General features: G+C 26.9%; 16 protein-coding genes. 14 read left to right on the plus strand and 2 right to left on the minus strand.

Annotated elements, in window-relative coordinates; genetic code table 11:
- Positions 1–7: 7 nt before the first annotated feature.
- Both ADFLV_RS00690 and rsmA read right to left on the minus strand, forming a co-directional pair.
- Positions 8–1,939: a ribonuclease J gene (locus ADFLV_RS00690; RefSeq protein ID WP_014472860.1), complete on the minus strand. Its 1,932-nt coding sequence runs from the start codon at positions 1,937–1,939 to the stop codon at positions 8–10.
- Positions 1,926–2,720, minus strand: coding sequence for a 16S rRNA (adenine(1518)-N(6)/adenine(1519)-N(6))-dimethyltransferase RsmA (gene rsmA / locus ADFLV_RS00695; protein ID WP_014472861.1), 795 nt, complete (start codon positions 2,718–2,720; stop codon positions 1,926–1,928). Before rsmA ends, ADFLV_RS00690 begins: the two co-directional genes overlap by 14 nt.
- Positions 2,721–2,793: 73 nt before the next feature.
- Between rsmA and hisF the strand changes: the two genes are divergently transcribed.
- From hisF to ADFLV_RS00765, 14 genes are all read left to right on the plus strand, one after another.
- On the plus strand, positions 2,794–3,555 hold the full coding sequence (gene hisF, locus ADFLV_RS00700) for an imidazole glycerol phosphate synthase subunit HisF (RefSeq protein ID WP_014472862.1): 762 nt from the start codon (positions 2,794–2,796) through the stop codon (positions 3,553–3,555).
- Between the two features lies 1 nt (position 3,556).
- The gene (locus ADFLV_RS00705; protein ID WP_129011696.1) at positions 3,557–4,243 is read left to right on the plus strand and encodes an SIMPL domain-containing protein; all 687 of its coding nucleotides are present in this window, start codon (positions 3,557–3,559) and stop codon (positions 4,241–4,243) included.
- Positions 4,240–4,776 carry a phosphorylase family protein gene (locus tag ADFLV_RS00710; RefSeq protein ID WP_129011697.1) on the plus strand — a complete coding sequence of 179 codons (537 nt, stop codon included), beginning with the start codon at positions 4,240–4,242 and terminating at the stop codon, positions 4,774–4,776. The genes ADFLV_RS00705 and ADFLV_RS00710 overlap by 4 nt, the downstream gene beginning before the upstream one ends.
- A 19-nt stretch (positions 4,777–4,795) precedes the next feature.
- Positions 4,796–5,878: a dual-specificity RNA methyltransferase RlmN gene (gene rlmN, locus ADFLV_RS00715; RefSeq protein ID WP_014472865.1), complete on the plus strand. Its 1,083-nt coding sequence runs from the start codon at positions 4,796–4,798 to the stop codon at positions 5,876–5,878.
- Positions 5,879–5,968: 90 nt separating this feature from the next.
- Positions 5,969–7,378: a glutamate--tRNA ligase gene (gene gltX / locus ADFLV_RS00720; protein ID WP_129011698.1), complete on the plus strand. Its 1,410-nt coding sequence runs from the start codon at positions 5,969–5,971 to the stop codon at positions 7,376–7,378.
- A 53-nt stretch (positions 7,379–7,431) separates the two neighbouring features.
- Positions 7,432–7,698, plus strand: a complete 267-nt coding sequence (gene rbp / locus ADFLV_RS00725) for an RNA-binding regulator (protein ID WP_014472867.1) — start codon at positions 7,432–7,434, stop codon at positions 7,696–7,698.
- A 157-nt stretch (positions 7,699–7,855) separates the two neighbouring features.
- A complete protein-coding gene (locus tag ADFLV_RS00730; protein WP_129011699.1) occupies positions 7,856–8,518 on the plus strand; it encodes a response regulator transcription factor in 663 nt (220 codons plus the stop codon).
- Entirely contained in the window at positions 8,493–9,647 is a 1,155-nt protein-coding gene (locus ADFLV_RS00735) for a sensor histidine kinase (RefSeq protein ID WP_129011700.1), read from the plus strand. Before ADFLV_RS00730 ends, ADFLV_RS00735 begins: the two co-directional genes overlap by 26 nt.
- Positions 9,648–9,709: 62 nt before the next feature.
- Positions 9,710–10,093 (plus strand): FixH family protein, encoded by a 384-nt coding sequence (locus ADFLV_RS00740; protein WP_129011701.1) that lies wholly within the window; start codon positions 9,710–9,712, stop codon positions 10,091–10,093.
- A complete protein-coding gene (locus ADFLV_RS00745) occupies positions 10,093–11,289 on the plus strand; it encodes a TolC family protein (RefSeq protein WP_129011702.1) in 1,197 nt (398 codons plus the stop codon). Before ADFLV_RS00740 ends, ADFLV_RS00745 begins: the two co-directional genes overlap by 1 nt.
- Complete coding sequence (locus ADFLV_RS00750; RefSeq protein WP_129011703.1) at positions 11,286–12,290, plus strand: efflux RND transporter periplasmic adaptor subunit; 1,005 nt, start codon at positions 11,286–11,288, stop codon at positions 12,288–12,290. The genes ADFLV_RS00745 and ADFLV_RS00750 overlap by 4 nt, the downstream gene beginning before the upstream one ends.
- A 6-nt stretch (positions 12,291–12,296) precedes the next feature.
- Positions 12,297–15,398: an efflux RND transporter permease subunit gene (locus tag ADFLV_RS00755; protein WP_129011704.1), complete on the plus strand. Its 3,102-nt coding sequence runs from the start codon at positions 12,297–12,299 to the stop codon at positions 15,396–15,398.
- A gap of 50 nt (positions 15,399–15,448) precedes the next feature.
- On the plus strand, positions 15,449–16,024 hold the full coding sequence (locus ADFLV_RS00760; protein WP_014472874.1) for a YceI family protein: 576 nt from the start codon (positions 15,449–15,451) through the stop codon (positions 16,022–16,024).
- Between the two features lie 45 nt (positions 16,025–16,069).
- A complete protein-coding gene (locus ADFLV_RS00765) occupies positions 16,070–16,375 on the plus strand; it encodes an HvfA family oxazolone/thioamide-modified RiPP metallophore (protein WP_129011705.1) in 306 nt (101 codons plus the stop codon).
- Positions 16,376–16,395: the final 20 nt, after the last annotated feature.

Consider the following 16,395-nt stretch of genomic DNA (forward strand, 5'->3'; position numbering starts at 1 on the left):
TAGTTCCTTATTGTACAAATATAGTTGGGATTATCATAGGATATTTTTTGTATTTTCTAGTACAGTGCTTTCTTACAACTTTTCTTAGTTCATCTTCTAAAATTTTATTATTTTTAAGAATACCAGGTTTTACATTTTCTAAGAAGATATTTAATAAATCTTCAATTTCTTTTGAAAAGAATTTATCTTGTTTATCTGAAACTAATCCAAATGAAGAAACTTTTGGTTTTTGTGCCAGTGTTCGATCACTTTCGTTAATTTGTGCAACAATCATAACGACACCCTCTTTTGCCATTGTTTGTCTATCTAAAATTACATCATCAGAAATTTTGTGATTTAGTTGATTATCAATATAAACTTTTCCAGATTTTACTGTTCTTACTTTTTTAAGATATTTAGGTGTAACTTCAATTTGTTCACCATCACTCATAATATAAACATTTCTTTCTAAAACACCACAATCAATTCCAGTTTGACCATGTTTTAAAGCATGATTATATTCACCATGAACTGGCAAGAAGAATTTAGGTTTTACAAGTCTAAGCATTAATTTTTGCTCTTCTTGTGCTGCATGTCCTGACACATGAATATCTGGATAATCTTGATATGCAACTTTTGCACCTGCTTTTAAAAGATGATTAATTATTCCAGAAACACTTCCTTCATTACCTGGAATTGCTTTTGCAGAAAGGATTATTTGATCATCAGGTTTAATTTTAATATGTCTATGTTCATGAATTGCCATTCTGTATAATGCTGACATTGATTCACCTTGACTTCCTGTTGTTACAATTAAAACTTCTTTATCATTATACTTGTTTACTTCATGTGCTTCAATAAATTGATCTTTTGGGAATTTAATATACCCTAAATTCATTGCAATTTCTAAATTCTTTTCCATAGATCTTCCAATAACACAGATTTTTCTATTATAAAAAAGAGCTTTTTCTATAGCTTGTGAAACTCTATGAATATTTGATGAAAAAGTAGACATAATTACTCTACCTTTTGCATTTTGGAATATTCTATCAAATGTAGGACCAACAGTTTTTTCAGTTCGTGTAAAACCTGGAGAATGAGAATTTGTTGAATCAGATGTTAAAAGTAAAACACCCTCTTCCCCATAATGCGCAATTCTATGTAAATCTGTTGGAAAACCATCTATTGGAGTATGGTCAATTTTAAAATCACCAGTATGAATCATTGTTCCAGCTGCTGTTTTAACAGCAATACATGATGAATCAATAATAGAGTGAGTTACATGCATCCATTCAACTTCAAAATCATTTCCAATTTTTATAGGTGTTCTTTTTTGAATAGCTCTAAATAAAGATCGATACTCTCTCATTTTATGTTCATCAAATTTAGAACCTATCATTTCTAAAGGTAATGATGTACCATAAATTGGGAATTGCATCTCTTTGAATAAATATGGCATTGCACCAATATGATCTTCATGTCCATGAGTGATAATTACAGCAACAATTTTATCTTTGATTTCTCTAATATAAGTAAAATCAGGAATTAAAATATCAACACCATGCATATCTCCATCAGGGAAACTCATACCAACATCAACGATTATCGCTTCATTCTCAGTTTCAATAACCATCATGTTACCACCAATTTCACCTAATCCTCCAAGAGGAGTAACTCTAAGTTTAGCAGCTGTGTTTAAGTTAAGTTTATAGTGTGGATTAAGTCTATCTCTATGAATTTTTTCATTTATGATATGTGCTTTTTTAAGATCACTTACCCATCCTTCACCTCTAGTTTGTTGTGTAGTTTGTGTATCTCTTGCAACTTTTGGTTTAGGTTTTCTTTTCTTGTAAGGAGGTTTTTTGCCTTCTACTTGATCAATAGTTTTTGTAACTTCTTCTTGATTAGTCTCATTTTGAGTACTAACAACAGTTTGTTCTTCTTTGTTAATTTCTTCCATTTTTTACCTTTGTATACATTTGGCTATACAAAGATGAACTTACTTCATGAGGTCTTACATTATCATTAATATTTAGTTCCTTATAAATATCAGAAATCGTCTCTTTAGTAAGAAGTGATGTTAAGTTTTTAGAAAGCTTTTTTCTAGGCTGTATAAAACAGGCTTTTAAAAACTTATTAAACTCTTTATCAAAACTTTTAGACATATCTTTTTTAATATAAAGAATTGAAGACATTACTTTTGGTGGAGGATCAAATGATTCAGGGGGAACATCAAAAAGTATTTTTGCATCAACTGAAAGTAATTCAGTAATAATACCTAATGATGAGTATTCTTTATCATTTGCCTTTGCTGTAAATTTTTCAGCAACCTCTCTTTGAATCATAACTATAATATGTTCACAAGCAACGTCTTCTAACGCTCTTAATATAATGTTTGTTGCAATATAGTATGGTAAGTTTGCTATTAAATCATATTTACCATCATGAAGGCTTTTTTGCTTATCCCAAGCCTCTAAAACATCAGTGTGGATCAGTTTTAGTTTACCTTCTTCTATCTCTATTACAAATTTAGACTTTAAAATACCAATTAAATCAGTATCAACTTCATAAGCAGTTAAATCTTTGTACTTGACTAAATTTTTGGTCAAATCACCTAATCCAGGCCCAATTTCAACCACGTAATTATTATTCATGGGCATCGATTGGATGATTTTATCCAAAATAGTCGTATCTTTTAAAAAGTTTTGTCCGTATTGTTTTTTTGCTTTTACTTTTTCCATAATTGGAAAGAGTATATCTGCTTTTAACTTATAATTAGATAAGATAATTTTTAGTTATTACGAAGGATTTTATTTGAGTAGTTTTGCAAAAAGAATAATACCATGTTTAGATGTTGACAATGGAAGAGTTGTAAAAGGCGTAAATTTTGTGGGTTTAAGAGATGCTGGCGATCCTGTAGAAGTTGCAAAAAGATACAACGCAGAAGGTGCAGATGAAATAACATTTTTAGATATTACTGCAAGTCATCAAAATAGAGGAACTATTGTTGATATAGTAAAACAAGTTGCAAAAGAAGTTTTTATTCCTTTAACTGTTGGTGGAGGAATTAGAAAACTTGAAGATATTTATGCACTTTTAAATGTTGGTTGTGACAAAGTTTCAATTAACTCTTCAGCAGTTTCAAATCCAGATTTAATAAATGAAAGTTCAAAAAGATTTGGAAGTCAATGTATTGTTGTTGCAATTGATGTAAAAAGAGTTGCTGATGGTTCATACCATGTTTTTGTAAAAGGAGGACGTGAAGATACAGGTCTTGATGCACTTGCTTGGGCAAAAGAAGTTTATGATAGAGGTGCTGGTGAAATACTTCTTACTTCTATGGACACTGATGGTGCAAAAACTGGATTTGAGTTAAATATTACAGAACAAATTTCAAAATTAGTTGATATTCCAGTAATTGCAAGTGGTGGAGCTGGAACTATGGAACATATAAAAGAGGCATTTGAACATGGTGCTAGTGCTGCACTTGCTGCTTCGATTTTTCACTTTAAAGAAATAGATATTATGGATTTAAAAAGATATTTAAGAGCAAATAATATACCAGTAAGGATATAAGATGAAGAAAAGGATATTTTTAGCATTGATTTTACCCATTTTGGGATTTTCTTATGAATTAAATTTTAATAAAAGTTTTGCAAAAATTGTTAACCCTGATTTATTAAGTACAAATATAAATATCAATGTAGAAAAAAAAGATGAAACTAAAGTAAATACTGAAATAGATAAGTTTAATGATTTTATTAAAAATAATAAAGATGTTAATATTAAAAATGGAAGTTATACTTTAAGCCCAAAATATAAATATTACGATAATAAACAAGAATTTATTGGATATGTAGGAAGTTTAAGATATACAGCAGAATCAAAAGATGCAAAAGAACTAAATAAATTTATGAATGAATTGATTTTGATTAAAGATAAAATAAAAACTGATGATGTAAAACTTAATATATCAAATGTTTCTTGGCAAATAAGTGATGATTTACAAAATAAAAGTTATGATGATTTACGATTTGAAGCAATTAATTGGATTGAAAATTATGCAAAAACTTTATCTTCAAAATTAAATAAAAAATGTGAAGTAAAGCAGATAAATATAAATGAATTTAATAATGGAAATATTGTATATGCTAGAAGTGAAATAGCATTATCAAGTATGTCAAAATCAGTTGCAGATGTAGCTCCAATTAGTAGTGAACAAAATATTACAGTAAATCCAAATTTTATTTTGGAGTGCAGATGATTGTATGTGCGGGAAGAAATGAAACTTTTCCATTTGCTCATCAAATTGGTGTTGGTCTAATAGAATCATCAATAAATCTTACAAGAATATGTTTATTTGATAAGCCAGAATATCTGCTTTTTGTTGGAAGTGCAGGAAGTTATGGAAATCACAAAATTTTTGATATAGTTGAATCAAAAAGAGCTTCAAACATCGAACTTGGATTTTTAACTGGAAGTGCATATACACCTTTAGATAATGTTTTAGAATCTGAAAATAAATTTGCAAGAAATGATACTATTGTAAATTCATCAAATTATATATCAACAAATGAAAAATTATGTAAAGAGTTTTTGGAATATGGTGTTGGAATTGAAAATATGGAGTTTTTTTCAGTTCTTAGTGTTGCAAAAGAGTTTGAAATTCCAGTTGCTGGAATATTTGTAATAACAAATTATACAAATGAAAATGCCCATGAAGATTTTATAAAAAATCACAAAGAGGCAATGGAAAAATTAACAAATTATTTAATAGAAAAAAATATAATAAAATAGAAAATTGGAATAAATTATAATGGCAAAAGAAGAATTACCATCTATATATGATTACACATTAGATGAATTAAAAGAAAAATTAAAACCATCATTTAGAGCAAAGCAAGTCTATAATTGGCTTTATAAAAAATATGCAAGTTCGTATGATGATATGAAAAACTTACCAAATGAATTAAAAGAAGATTTAAAAGCAAACTATCCAATAGATATTATGCAAATTGTAAAAAAAGAGCAAAGCAGGGATGGAAGTATAAAATATCTTTTTAAATTAAGAGATAACCATACAGTTGAGGCTGTACTTCTTTTAATGAAAGATAAAAAGATAGATGAAGATGGACAAATTGTAAGAAGTGAAAAATATACAGTTTGTATTTCTTCTCAAGTTGGTTGTAAAGTTGGCTGTAGTTTTTGTTTAACTGCAAAAGGTGGATTTGTAAGAAATCTTACAGTTGGAGAGTATATCGCTCAAATTGTAAATATAAAAAGAGATAATCAAATAGCTGAAAATAAAGCTTTAAATATTGTTTACATGGGAATGGGCGAACCTCTTGATAACTTTGACAATTTCACAAAAGCTGTTGAGATTTTCTCTGAACTTGATGGTTTAGCAATAAGTAGAAGAAGACAAACAGTTTCAACTTCAGGAATTGCAAGTAAAATCAAAAAACTTGGCGAAAAAGATTTAGGTATGCAATTAGCTATTTCTCTTCATGCAGTTGATGATGAGTTAAGAAGTGAATTAATACCTATGAATAAAGCTTATAATATTGCATCTATTATCGAAGCTGTTAAAGGCTTTCCTGTTGACACAAGAAAAAAAGTTATGTTTGAATATCTTGTAATAAAAGATAAAAATGATTCAATAGATGCTGCTAGAAAATTGGTTACTTTATTAAATGGAATTCAAGCAAAAGTAAATTTAATTTACTTTAATCCATACCCTGGAACTTCATATCAGCGACCTGTTGAAGAAGATATGTTAAGATTCAAAGATTTTTTAAACCAAAAAGGTGTAATCTGTACAATCAGAGAATCAAAAGGACTTGATATATCTGCTGCTTGTGGGCAATTAAAAGAAAAGGAAGCAAATGGGAATTCTTGAAATTTCTTTATTGATGTTTATAGCAATAGTGGTGATTGTAACGGGTGTAGGATTTTATATACAAAATAAAAAAGAGGAGAAATAATTTAAATGGCAGTAACAAGATTTGCTCCAAGTCCAACTGGATATTTACATATTGGGGGATTAAGAACTTCATTATATAGTTATTTATGGGCTAGAAAAACTGGTGGAGAATTTAGATTAAGAATCGAAGATACAGATTTAGCAAGAAATAGTGAAGATGCAATGAAAGCAATTATAAACGCTTTTGAATGGGTTGGACTTAATTATGATGGTGAAGTTTTTTATCAATCAAAAAGAACAGATATTTATAAACAATATATTGATAAATTATTAGAAAATGGAAATGCTTATAAATGTTATATGAGTAAAGATGAACTGGATAGCTTAAGAGCAGCTCAAGAAGCAGCAAAACAAACACCAAGATATGATGGAACTTGGAGACCTGAAGAGGGAAAAGTTTTACCACAAATTCCAGCAGGTGTTGAACCAGTTATAAGAATAAAAGCTCCAACAACTGGAACAATTGAGTTTGATGATGGTGTAAAAGGACGTATAAAATTTGATGCTAATCAAGTTGATGATTATGTAATTGCAAGATCAAATGGAATGCCAACTTATAACTTTGTCGTTGCTATTGATGATGCGTTAATGGGGATGACAGATGTTATTAGAGGTGATGACCATTTATCAAATACACCAAAACAAATTGTTGTTTATAATGCTTTAGGATTTAAAGTTCCAAAATTCTATCATGTACCAATGATTAATAATCCATCTGGTAAAAAACTATCTAAAAGAGATGGTGCAATGGATGTTATGGATTATAAAAATCAAGGATATTTACCGGAAGCATTATTAAACTTTTTAGTAAGACTTGGTTGGTCAAATGGTGACCAAGAAATATTCTCTATGGAAGAGATGTTAGAATTATTTGACCCATCAAATATCAATAAATCAGCATCATCTTATAATGCTGAAAAACTTTTATGGTTAAATAGTGAGTATATAAAAGCTGTATCAAATGATAGATTAATTGAAGAGTTAAAATTTTTTGATTTAGATTTATCTGAGCATCCAAAAAGAACTGAATTATTAGATTTATCTAAACAAAGAGCACAAACTTTAGTTGATTTAAAAAAATCAATTACTGATATTATTGATATTCCAACTTCATATGAAGAAGCAGGAATTAAAAAATTTGTTAAAGAAGATACAAAAGAATTTTTAGAAAAATATCTTTTATTATTAGAAAAAAATAAAGAAAATCTTTATAGTGCTGAAAAAGTAGAAGAGTTTACAAAACCATTTATAAATGATAATGGATTAAAATTTCCACAATTATTTCAACCAATTAGGATTGCATTAACAGGTGGAACACAAGCACCTTCTGTTTATGACATAATCTCAATACTCGGTTTTGACGAAGTTTTGAGAAGATTAAACGAGGCTTTAAAAAGAAATTTTCAAAACTCTTGATTATTTGAAAATAATCAGGCATAATGTTCAAACTTTTATAAAGGATAGAATAGATGAACATTTACGTAGGTAATTTATCATACAGAATGAATGATAAAGATTTAGAAGAAATCTTCTCAAAATTTGGTGCAGTAAAAAGTGCAAAAGTTATTATGGATAAAGAAACAGGAAAATCAAAAGGATTTGGTTTTGTTGAAATGGTAGAATCAGCAGCTGGTAGCCAAGCTATTGAATCTTTAAATGGTAATGATTGCGAAGGTAGAACTTTAAGAGTTAACGAAGCAAAACCAAGAGAAGAAAGACCAAGAAGACAATTTTAATTAAGTTTTTGTAGTGCTTATCTAGCACTACTAGCTTAAAACTAAAATTACTTTTACAAAAAATTATAATTTATAATAACAATTGTAAAAGTTTTTAATATCCCTATTTCTCAATTTAATAAAAAATTTTATAATACAGTTCAAATAAGGAATTTGTATGAAAATTTTATTGCTAGAAGATGATTTAATTTTAAATGAAATTATAGAAGAATACCTGATTTCACAAAATAACGAAGTTATAAGTACCTTTGATGGAAATGAAGCAGAAGATTATTTGTACTCACAAACTTTTGATTTATTACTCTTAGATGTAAATGTTCCTGAATTAAATGGCTTTGAATTATTACGCAATTTACGAGCCCAAAATATAAAAACTCCTGCAATATTTATTACATCGTTAAATATGGCAGATGATATGCAAAAGGGTTTTGATAGTGGTTGTGATGACTACATCAAAAAACCTTTTGAGCTTAAAGAACTTGATATAAGAATTAATAATATAAAAAGACTTTTTAATATTACTCCTACAAATATAATAATTCTTGAAAAAGATTTATTATTAGATACTCAAAATCTCTACATTTTAAAAGAAGATAAAAAAATTCATATTGCAAAAAAAGAGAGCGAAGTTTTACAATATTTAATAAATAATTCAAGAAAAACAGTAAGTATTGAGGAACTTAGTCTAAATCTTTGGGCATATGAAGAGAATCCAAACGCATCAACAGTTAGAACCTATATAAAAAATTTACGTAAAATTTTAGGAGAAGAACAAATCTTAAATATACGAGGAGTTGGATATAGATTTAACAAAAAGTGAAAAAATCACACTATTTAGATTTCTATTTTTGTATTTAGGCTCGTCGTTAATTTTGATGTTAATAACTATATTTTTTTATTATCAAAATGAAAAGACTTTATTTATTGATTTGATAAAATCAAATATGCAAAATATTACTTCAAAAATTTCAAATGAAGTAATTGTTTCTCATATGATGGGCACAAAGTTTGATAAAGATAAATACTTAAATTCAAAAGAGTACAAAATATCTTTTTATAATAAGAATAAAGAGCTAATTTATGGCAATTTTGATGAAAAAGTAGATTTTAGTCAGAAATATATCTTTGATGAAAAATCATTAATTTTAGTAGATAATTCAACAGTAGGACATTTAGGTATTGAATATATTGTTTTAAAAGATATTAGTTTAGAAGTGAAGATTTATGAGTTGAAAATATCTATAATTTTAATTTTTTTAGCTTTTTATTCTTTAGTTACAATAATTGGTTTTTATCTTGCTAAGTTATTTTTAAAACCAATAAAAGATGAAAGAATAAAGTTAAATAATTTTATAAAAGATACAACCCATGAACTAAATACTCCAATAAGTGCAATTATGATGTCAACAGAAGGGGAGAATTTATCTTTAAAACAAATAGAAAGAATAAAACTAAGTGCTAAAAGAATAAGTGAAATATATAAAGATTTAACTTATATATTTTTAGAGAATAAAGAGATAAAAAAAGATAAAAAAGAGTTAGATTTATCTTTACTTATTAAAGAACAAATTGATAATTTTGAACCTTTATTTTTAAAAAAGAAGATAGAAGTTTTAACACAATTAGAATCGACTTCTTATAAGATTGATAAAGATGATTTTATTAGATTGTTTAACAATCTTTTTTCAAATGCAATAAAATATAATAAAATCAATGGGAAAATAGAAATATCATTAAAAAATAGAGTTTTAAGTATTAAAGATAGTGGAATAGGAATAAAAAAAAATAAATTAAAAGATATTTACAAAAGATATTATAGAGCAACAACACAAAGTGGTGGTTTTGGTTTAGGATTAAATATAGTAAATATGATATGTAAAAGTTATAATATTAATATTGAAGTTGAATCTATAGAAAATGAAGGAACAATTTTTAAGTTATATTTTTAACTCCACACAAACTGCACAAAGTATTTGATAAAATTTTTTCATAAATATTTCAAGGAGAAATTATGAAAAACCTTTTCAAAATAATTCTAACTTTAGTTCTTGCATTAAACTTTTTAAATGCAGAACCAATAAATCAAAATGGTGAAAAAGATGGTTACAATGTTACATTAATGAGTGAAAAATCACTTGTTGTTGGAGATAATGAATTTGTAATCAAGTTAGCTAAAGATGAAAAAAATGTAACAACAGCAAAAGTAAAAATAAAATTCTTTATGCCTGAAATGCCAGGAATGCCATATATGGAACATGAAGAAAAAGCTGAATTAGTTGATGGCGTTTATAAAACAAAAGTTAATTTCTCAATGGCTGGAACATGGCAATATCAACTTAAATTCAAAACAGATGATGATGTTGTTCATACAATTAGAGGAAGCGTAAATATCTAATGTTAAAAATAGTTTTAGCTTCATCATTAACTTTATCACTTTTAAGTGCAATATCAATTGATGAATTAGTTAATTCTACATTTGAAAATAGTTATGATTTAAAAAGTGTAGAAAAATCTATTGAAGTTGCAAATCAACAAATATCAATAGCAAAAAAGTGGCAAAATCCAGTATTATCTATGGGAATAAATGATGTATGGATAAATGATTTTAGTTCACGAAATAAAGAGGCGATGCAAGCCTCTTTTATAGGAATTTCACAAGTAATCCCAACTGGAAATAAACTTGATATAAAAGAAAAAATTGCTTTTAAAGAGAAAAATATAAAGCTTTATGATTTTGAAGATAAGAAGTTAGAACTTACATCAAAAATAAATGAGTTGGTTTATAATATCTTATTATCAGAGGAAAAATATAAACTTTTAGAAGAGTATGAAAAAAACTTGGAAAAATTAGAGAGTTTATATGGTTCTTTATATAAATATCAAAAAGCAACTCAAAATGAGATAATAAATTCTCAAATCTCAACAGTTGAATTAAAAATACAAAAACAAAATCTAAAGAATTTAATAGATAATTCGTACTTAAAATTAGAACAAATAACATATACAAAAATAGACAAAATTGATGAAAAAATAGATATAAAAAAAGTTGATTTATTGATTGAAAATTCTTCTCATCCAAAATTTAAAAGTTTAGAAGAGAGTTCATCAAAACAACAAAGTATAGCTGAATTAGAAAGAGCAAAAAAGATTCCAGATGTTCAAGTAAGTTTGGCATATTTTCAAAGGGATGATAAATTTAATGATTATGTAAATATGGCTGTTTCTATCCCTCTTCCAATTTATGATACAGAAAATGTTACAAGAGTTCAAGCAAAAATGAGTGCAAATGAGACTAATGATAAATTGGAACAACTAAAACATAACTTTGAGATTCAATCAAAAATATTAAAGAATAATCTAAATAATGCTTATGAAAATTATAATTTAATAGGTCAAAAGATAATTCCATTAAAAGAAAAAATACAAAAAAATATTGAAACATATAATAGTTTTGATGATGTTAAACCACAAGAAAGTATTAAAAATCTAAATGATTTAATCACTTATCAAATGAAAGCAATTGATGAGCAACAAAAATATTATGAAGCCTATTCAGGATTAATTTACTATGCAAATAAAGGTATCAAATGATTAAAAAACTACTTATAATCACCCTATTTTTAACAGTTGGATTAAATGCAGAGATTATAGATGCAAAACAACTGTTTAATAAAAAAATAGTAAAAGTAAAAAAAGAAGAAGTTATTGAGAATAAAAGTTTTTATGGAGTAACAAAGATTGATGAATCATCTATTGTTGATATTGTAAGTAGATTTGATGGTTATATAACAAATTTAAATGCAAATAAGATTTATATGAATATCAAAAAAGGTGAAGCTTTATATTCTATTTATTCTGATGATATTTTATCTATTCAAAATGAACTTCAAATTGCAAAAGATATAAATAAAAATATCTATTCTTCAACATTTTTAAAACTTGAAAATTTTGATATATCAAAAGAAAATCAACAAAAAATCAAAGATGGAAAATTAAATAATAGTGGTCTAGTGGTTACTTCAAATTTTAATGGTATTTTACTTCAAAAAAATATCAATAATAAAAGTGCAGTTAAAAAAGGAACTACCCTACTTCAATTAGGAAATCTAGATAAAATGTGGTTTATTGCTTCAATTTATCAAGATGATTTATCTTTTGTTAAAAAAGATAAAGAAGCTATGATTCATATTGATGGATTAAACAAAATGATTAGCTCAAAAGTTGATTTTATCTACCCTATTTTTGATGAAAAAAGTAAAACAGTAAATGTTAGATTTATTATTGATAATGAAAATAGTGAATTAATACCAAGTATGTTTGGTAAGGTCGATATAAATATCAAAAAAGAGACACTTTTAACTCTTCCAAAAACAGCTGTGTTAAAAAAAGCAAATAGTTTTTATGTATTTAAACCAACTTCAAATGATGAGTTTGAAGCTGTAAAAATAAACGCAAAAAGAGTTGCTTCAAATAAATATCAAATAGTAAGTGGGCTTGGAGAAAATGATGAAGTTATTAATAATGCCCTATTCTTATTGGATTCAGATGCAGTTACAAATAATTTATATGAATCAGACAATGAAGATTGGTAAAAAATCATGGTAGAAAATATAATTTCATATAGTGTAAGAAATAAATTTTTAATTTTATTTTTTATTTTTATATTAACACTTGGTTCTTTTTGGGCTGTAAAAAATACAAGTTTAGATGCTTTACCTGATTTATCACCTCCTCAAGTAATAGTTCAAGTTGAATGGAGTGGACAAAGTCCAAAAACAATTGAAGAACAAATTTCATATCCATTAATTTCAAGTTTGATGAGTTTACCAAATATTCAAACTGTTCGTGCAATGAGTTCATTTTCAAATGCAATGATATATATTATTTTTAAAGATGGAACAGATTTATATGATTCAAGAAGTAGAATATTAGAACAACTTTCAACTCTTCAAGGAACATTTCCTGAGGGTTCATCTGTTCAAATAGGTCCAGATGCAACAGGAGTTGGTTGGGCTTATGAATATGCGTTAAAATCTAAAACAAAAAGTTTAGAAGAACTTAGAACATTACAAGATTATTATTATAAATTCGCCCTACTTGGAGTTGATGGAGTTAGTGAAATTGCATCAATTGGTGGTTATATAAAAAACTATGAAATAACTCTAAATCAAGACAAATTAGTTCAATATGATTTGAGTATTGATGAAATTAAAAAAGTATTAGTAGCAAATAATAGCGATACTGGTGGAAGAATAATTTTAGAAAATGGATATGAACATATTATAACTGCTCGTGGTTACTTAAAATCTATTGTGGATATTGAAAATATAACAATCAAAACTTTAAATAATACACCACTAAAAATAAAAGATATAGCAACAGTAAATATCACTTCATCAAATAGAAGAGGAATGGCTGATTTAGATGGTGAAGGTGAAACAGTTGGGGGAATAGTTGTAGTTAGATTTGGTGAAAATCCATATAAAGTAATAAATGCAGTTAAAGAAAAACTAAAAACTCTAAATATTCCAGATGTAGAGGTTGTTGAAGTTTACGATAGAAGTTCATTGATTGATAAAGCAATAGATACATTAAAAAGAACATTAGTAGAAGAATCTATTATTGTTATGATAATAGCTGGATTATTTTTATTTCATTTTAGAAGTGCATTAATTATTATCATAACTCTTCCAATTACTGTATTAATTAGTTTTTTACTAATGAAAGCATTTAATATAGGTTCAAATATTATGAGTTTAGGTGGAATTGCTATTGCAATTGGAGCAATGGTTGATGCAACGATTGTAATGGTTGAAAATGCACATAAGCATCTTCAAGGAAAAGAAAATATTACAAAAGAAGAAAGAGTAAGTATTATAATTGAATCAGCAAAACAAGTTGGTCGTCCAATATTTTTTGCATTAATACTTGTTGTAGCCTCTTTTTTACCAATCTTTGCTTTAAGTGGTCAAGAAGGAAGGCTATTTTCTCCTTTAGCATTTACAAAATCATTTGCAATGATGACAGGTGCAATTTTATCAATAACATTAGTACCTATTTTGATGATATTTTTGATAAAAGGGAAAATATTAAAAGAGGAAGAAAATATATTAAATAGATTTTTTATAAAACTTTATTCACCGCTTTTACATCTTTCTCTAAAATTGAAATATCTAATAGTAGCAATATTTATAGGAACTTTAGTTTTTGCTGTAACAGTTTATGAAAAGCAAAAATGGGAATTTATGCCTATGATGAATGAACAAACTTTTATGTATATGCCTGTAACTCCTTATGGAATTGGGATTGATTTAGCAAAAGAGTTAGCACAAAAAACAAATATGGTAATCAAATCATTTCCTGAAGTTGAAAGTTCATTTGCAAAAGTAGGGCGTGCTCAAACTGCAACAGATCCAGCACCACTTGCGATGATAGAAACTATAATTACTTTTAAACCACAAAATGAGTGGAGAGAAGGTATGACATATAAAAAATTAATGGAGGAGATGGATAAAAATCTTCAAGTTAATGGACTTATAAATTCATGGACATATCCAATTCGTGGACGTATAGATATGCTTTTAACAGGAATTAGAACGCCATTAGGTATAAAACTATATGGAAATAATCACGAATTACTTGAAACTACAGCATCAAAGATAGAACAAGCTTTAAAAAAATATGAAGGGACTTTATCTGTTTCAGCAGATAAAATGAATTCAGGATATTATTTGAATATTGAAATTAATGATGAAATGATTTCAAGATATGGAATAAGCAAAAAAGATGTGTTAGAAGTAGTTTCATTAGGAGTAGGGGGAAGTCAAATCTCTACATATTTAGATAAATTAGAACGATATCCTATAAGTCTAAGATTTGAAACAACTCAAAGAGAAGATATAAAAGCTTTAGAAAATTTACAAATAAAAACAAAATTAGGTTATCAGCCACTAAGACTTTTTGCAGATTTAAAATATGAAGAAGGACCATCAGTTATAAAATCAGAAAAAGCATTAAATGTTAATTTTATTTATATAACACCAAAAGATGGCTTTTCAGCAAAACAATATAAAGATGAAGCAAATAAAATTTTAAAAGAGATGAAGTTACCAGATGGTTACTATTTTGAATGGGCAGGACAAAGTGAATATTTAGAATCAGCGATGAAAAAATTATCATATATCATACCAATTACATTTATGATTATATTTATTTTAATCTATTTAGCTTTGAAAAATTTAACTTATACTTTTGTAATATTTTTCACACTTCCTTTTGCGTTGACTGGTGGAATATTTTATTTAGAATATCTAAATTTTAATATCTCAATTGCAGTTATCGTAGGATTTTTAGCATTATTAGGAGTTGCTGCCGAAACTTCTATTGTGATGTTAGTATATTTAGATGAAGCTATGAAAGAATTTTATAAAAATAAAGAAGAGTTTACAAATAAAAATATTGTTGAAACTATTTATAAAGGGGCAGTTTTAAGACTTCGTCCAAAACTTATGACTCTATTTAGTATTTTAGGAGGTTTAATTCCAATTATGTATATAAATGGCGTAGGAAGTGAAGTTATGCAAAGAATTGCAGCACCAATGATTGGAGGAATGGTAAGTTCAACATTTTTGACACTTATAATAATTCCATCAATTTTTTATATTATAACTTTAAGAAAAAATAATGTTTCTACACATTAACTAAACAATAATTATATAGAATTTATAGACAAAAAAATAAGGAGATTAATATGAATTTCGTAACAAAAATGACAAGTGCATTACTTTTAACAATTGGATTAGTAAATGCAAGTGAGTATGATTTAGATAAAGCTCATACAAATGTTGGTTTTACAGTAAAACATATGATGATTACAAATGTAAACGGTAATTTCAAAACATATGATGCAAATATAGATTTTGATGCAAAATCAAAAACATTTAAAGCATTTAAAGCAACTGTTGACACGACATCAATTGATACAGGAATTGAAAAAAGAGATAATCATTTAAGAAGTGAAGATTTCTTTTCATCAGAAAAATTTCCTAAAATGACTTTTGAAATGACATCTTACAAAGCTGATGGTGATGAAGGTGAAATGAAAGGTAATTTAACAATTAGAGGAATTTCAAAACCAGTTACATTTAAAGTTGAAGATTTAGGAACTATTTCAGATAAAGGTAAAAGTAAAGTTGGATTTTCTATCGAAGGAAAAATTAATAGAATGGATTATGATTTAAAATGGAACAAAGCTTTAGAACTAGGTGGAGTTGCAGTAGCAGAAGATGTTAAAATAAAAGTTGATGTTGAAGCTGTTGAAAAGTAATTTAGTTTATAGTATGCTAATAAAATTTTAATAAAAAGGGAAGAAATGAATTTAAAAAGTAAATTCGCTGGAATATTTTTAGGATTATTCCTTGCATCTACATCTGCATTTGCTGCAAATGGTTCTTGTGGAGCTGGAAAATGTGGTGGAGATATGAAAAAAGAGATGGAAATGAAAAAAAGTTCATCTTGTGGAACAGGAAAATGTGGTGCAAATATGAATGAAGCTAAAACACCTTCTTGCGGAGCTGGAAAATGTGGTGGAGCTATGAAAAATGATATGTCAAAAATGCCAGATGAAATGAAAGACACAAAAGCTTCTTGCGGTTCAGGGAAATGCGGATCAAAATAAGTTTTTAACTATAGGTAGTT

It is taken from the genome of Arcobacter defluvii (assembly GCF_013201725.1).
In the GTDB taxonomy this organism is placed as follows: Bacteria; Campylobacterota; Campylobacteria; order Campylobacterales; family Arcobacteraceae; genus Aliarcobacter; species Aliarcobacter defluvii.

Bases quoted from the DNA above. Each gene is read 5' to 3' on its own strand.
- rbp (WP_014472867.1), top strand. From the start codon at position 7,432: ATGAACATTTACGTAGGTAATTTATCATACAGAATGAATGATAAAGAT.
- ADFLV_RS00705 (WP_129011696.1), top strand. From the start codon at position 3,557: ATGAAGAAAAGGATATTTTTAGCATTGATTTTACCCATTTTGGGATTT.
- ADFLV_RS00710 (WP_129011697.1), top strand. From the start codon at position 4,240: ATGATTGTATGTGCGGGAAGAAATGAAACTTTTCCATTTGCTCATCAA.
- ADFLV_RS00765 (WP_129011705.1), top strand. From the start codon at position 16,070: ATGAATTTAAAAAGTAAATTCGCTGGAATATTTTTAGGATTATTCCTT.
- ADFLV_RS00690 (WP_014472860.1), bottom strand. From the start codon at position 1,939: ATGGAAGAAATTAACAAAGAAGAACAAACTGTTGTTAGTACTCAAAAT.
- rlmN (WP_014472865.1), top strand. From the start codon at position 4,796: ATGGCAAAAGAAGAATTACCATCTATATATGATTACACATTAGATGAA.
- ADFLV_RS00740 (WP_129011701.1), top strand. From the start codon at position 9,710: ATGAAAAACCTTTTCAAAATAATTCTAACTTTAGTTCTTGCATTAAAC.
- ADFLV_RS00750 (WP_129011703.1), top strand. From the start codon at position 11,286: ATGATTAAAAAACTACTTATAATCACCCTATTTTTAACAGTTGGATTA.
- rsmA (WP_014472861.1), bottom strand. From the start codon at position 2,720: ATGGAAAAAGTAAAAGCAAAAAAACAATACGGACAAAACTTTTTAAAA.
- ADFLV_RS00745 (WP_129011702.1), top strand. From the start codon at position 10,093: ATGTTAAAAATAGTTTTAGCTTCATCATTAACTTTATCACTTTTAAGT.
- ADFLV_RS00730 (WP_129011699.1), top strand. From the start codon at position 7,856: ATGAAAATTTTATTGCTAGAAGATGATTTAATTTTAAATGAAATTATA.
- gltX (WP_129011698.1), top strand. From the start codon at position 5,969: ATGGCAGTAACAAGATTTGCTCCAAGTCCAACTGGATATTTACATATT.
- ADFLV_RS00760 (WP_014472874.1), top strand. From the start codon at position 15,449: ATGAATTTCGTAACAAAAATGACAAGTGCATTACTTTTAACAATTGGA.
- ADFLV_RS00755 (WP_129011704.1), top strand. From the start codon at position 12,297: ATGGTAGAAAATATAATTTCATATAGTGTAAGAAATAAATTTTTAATT.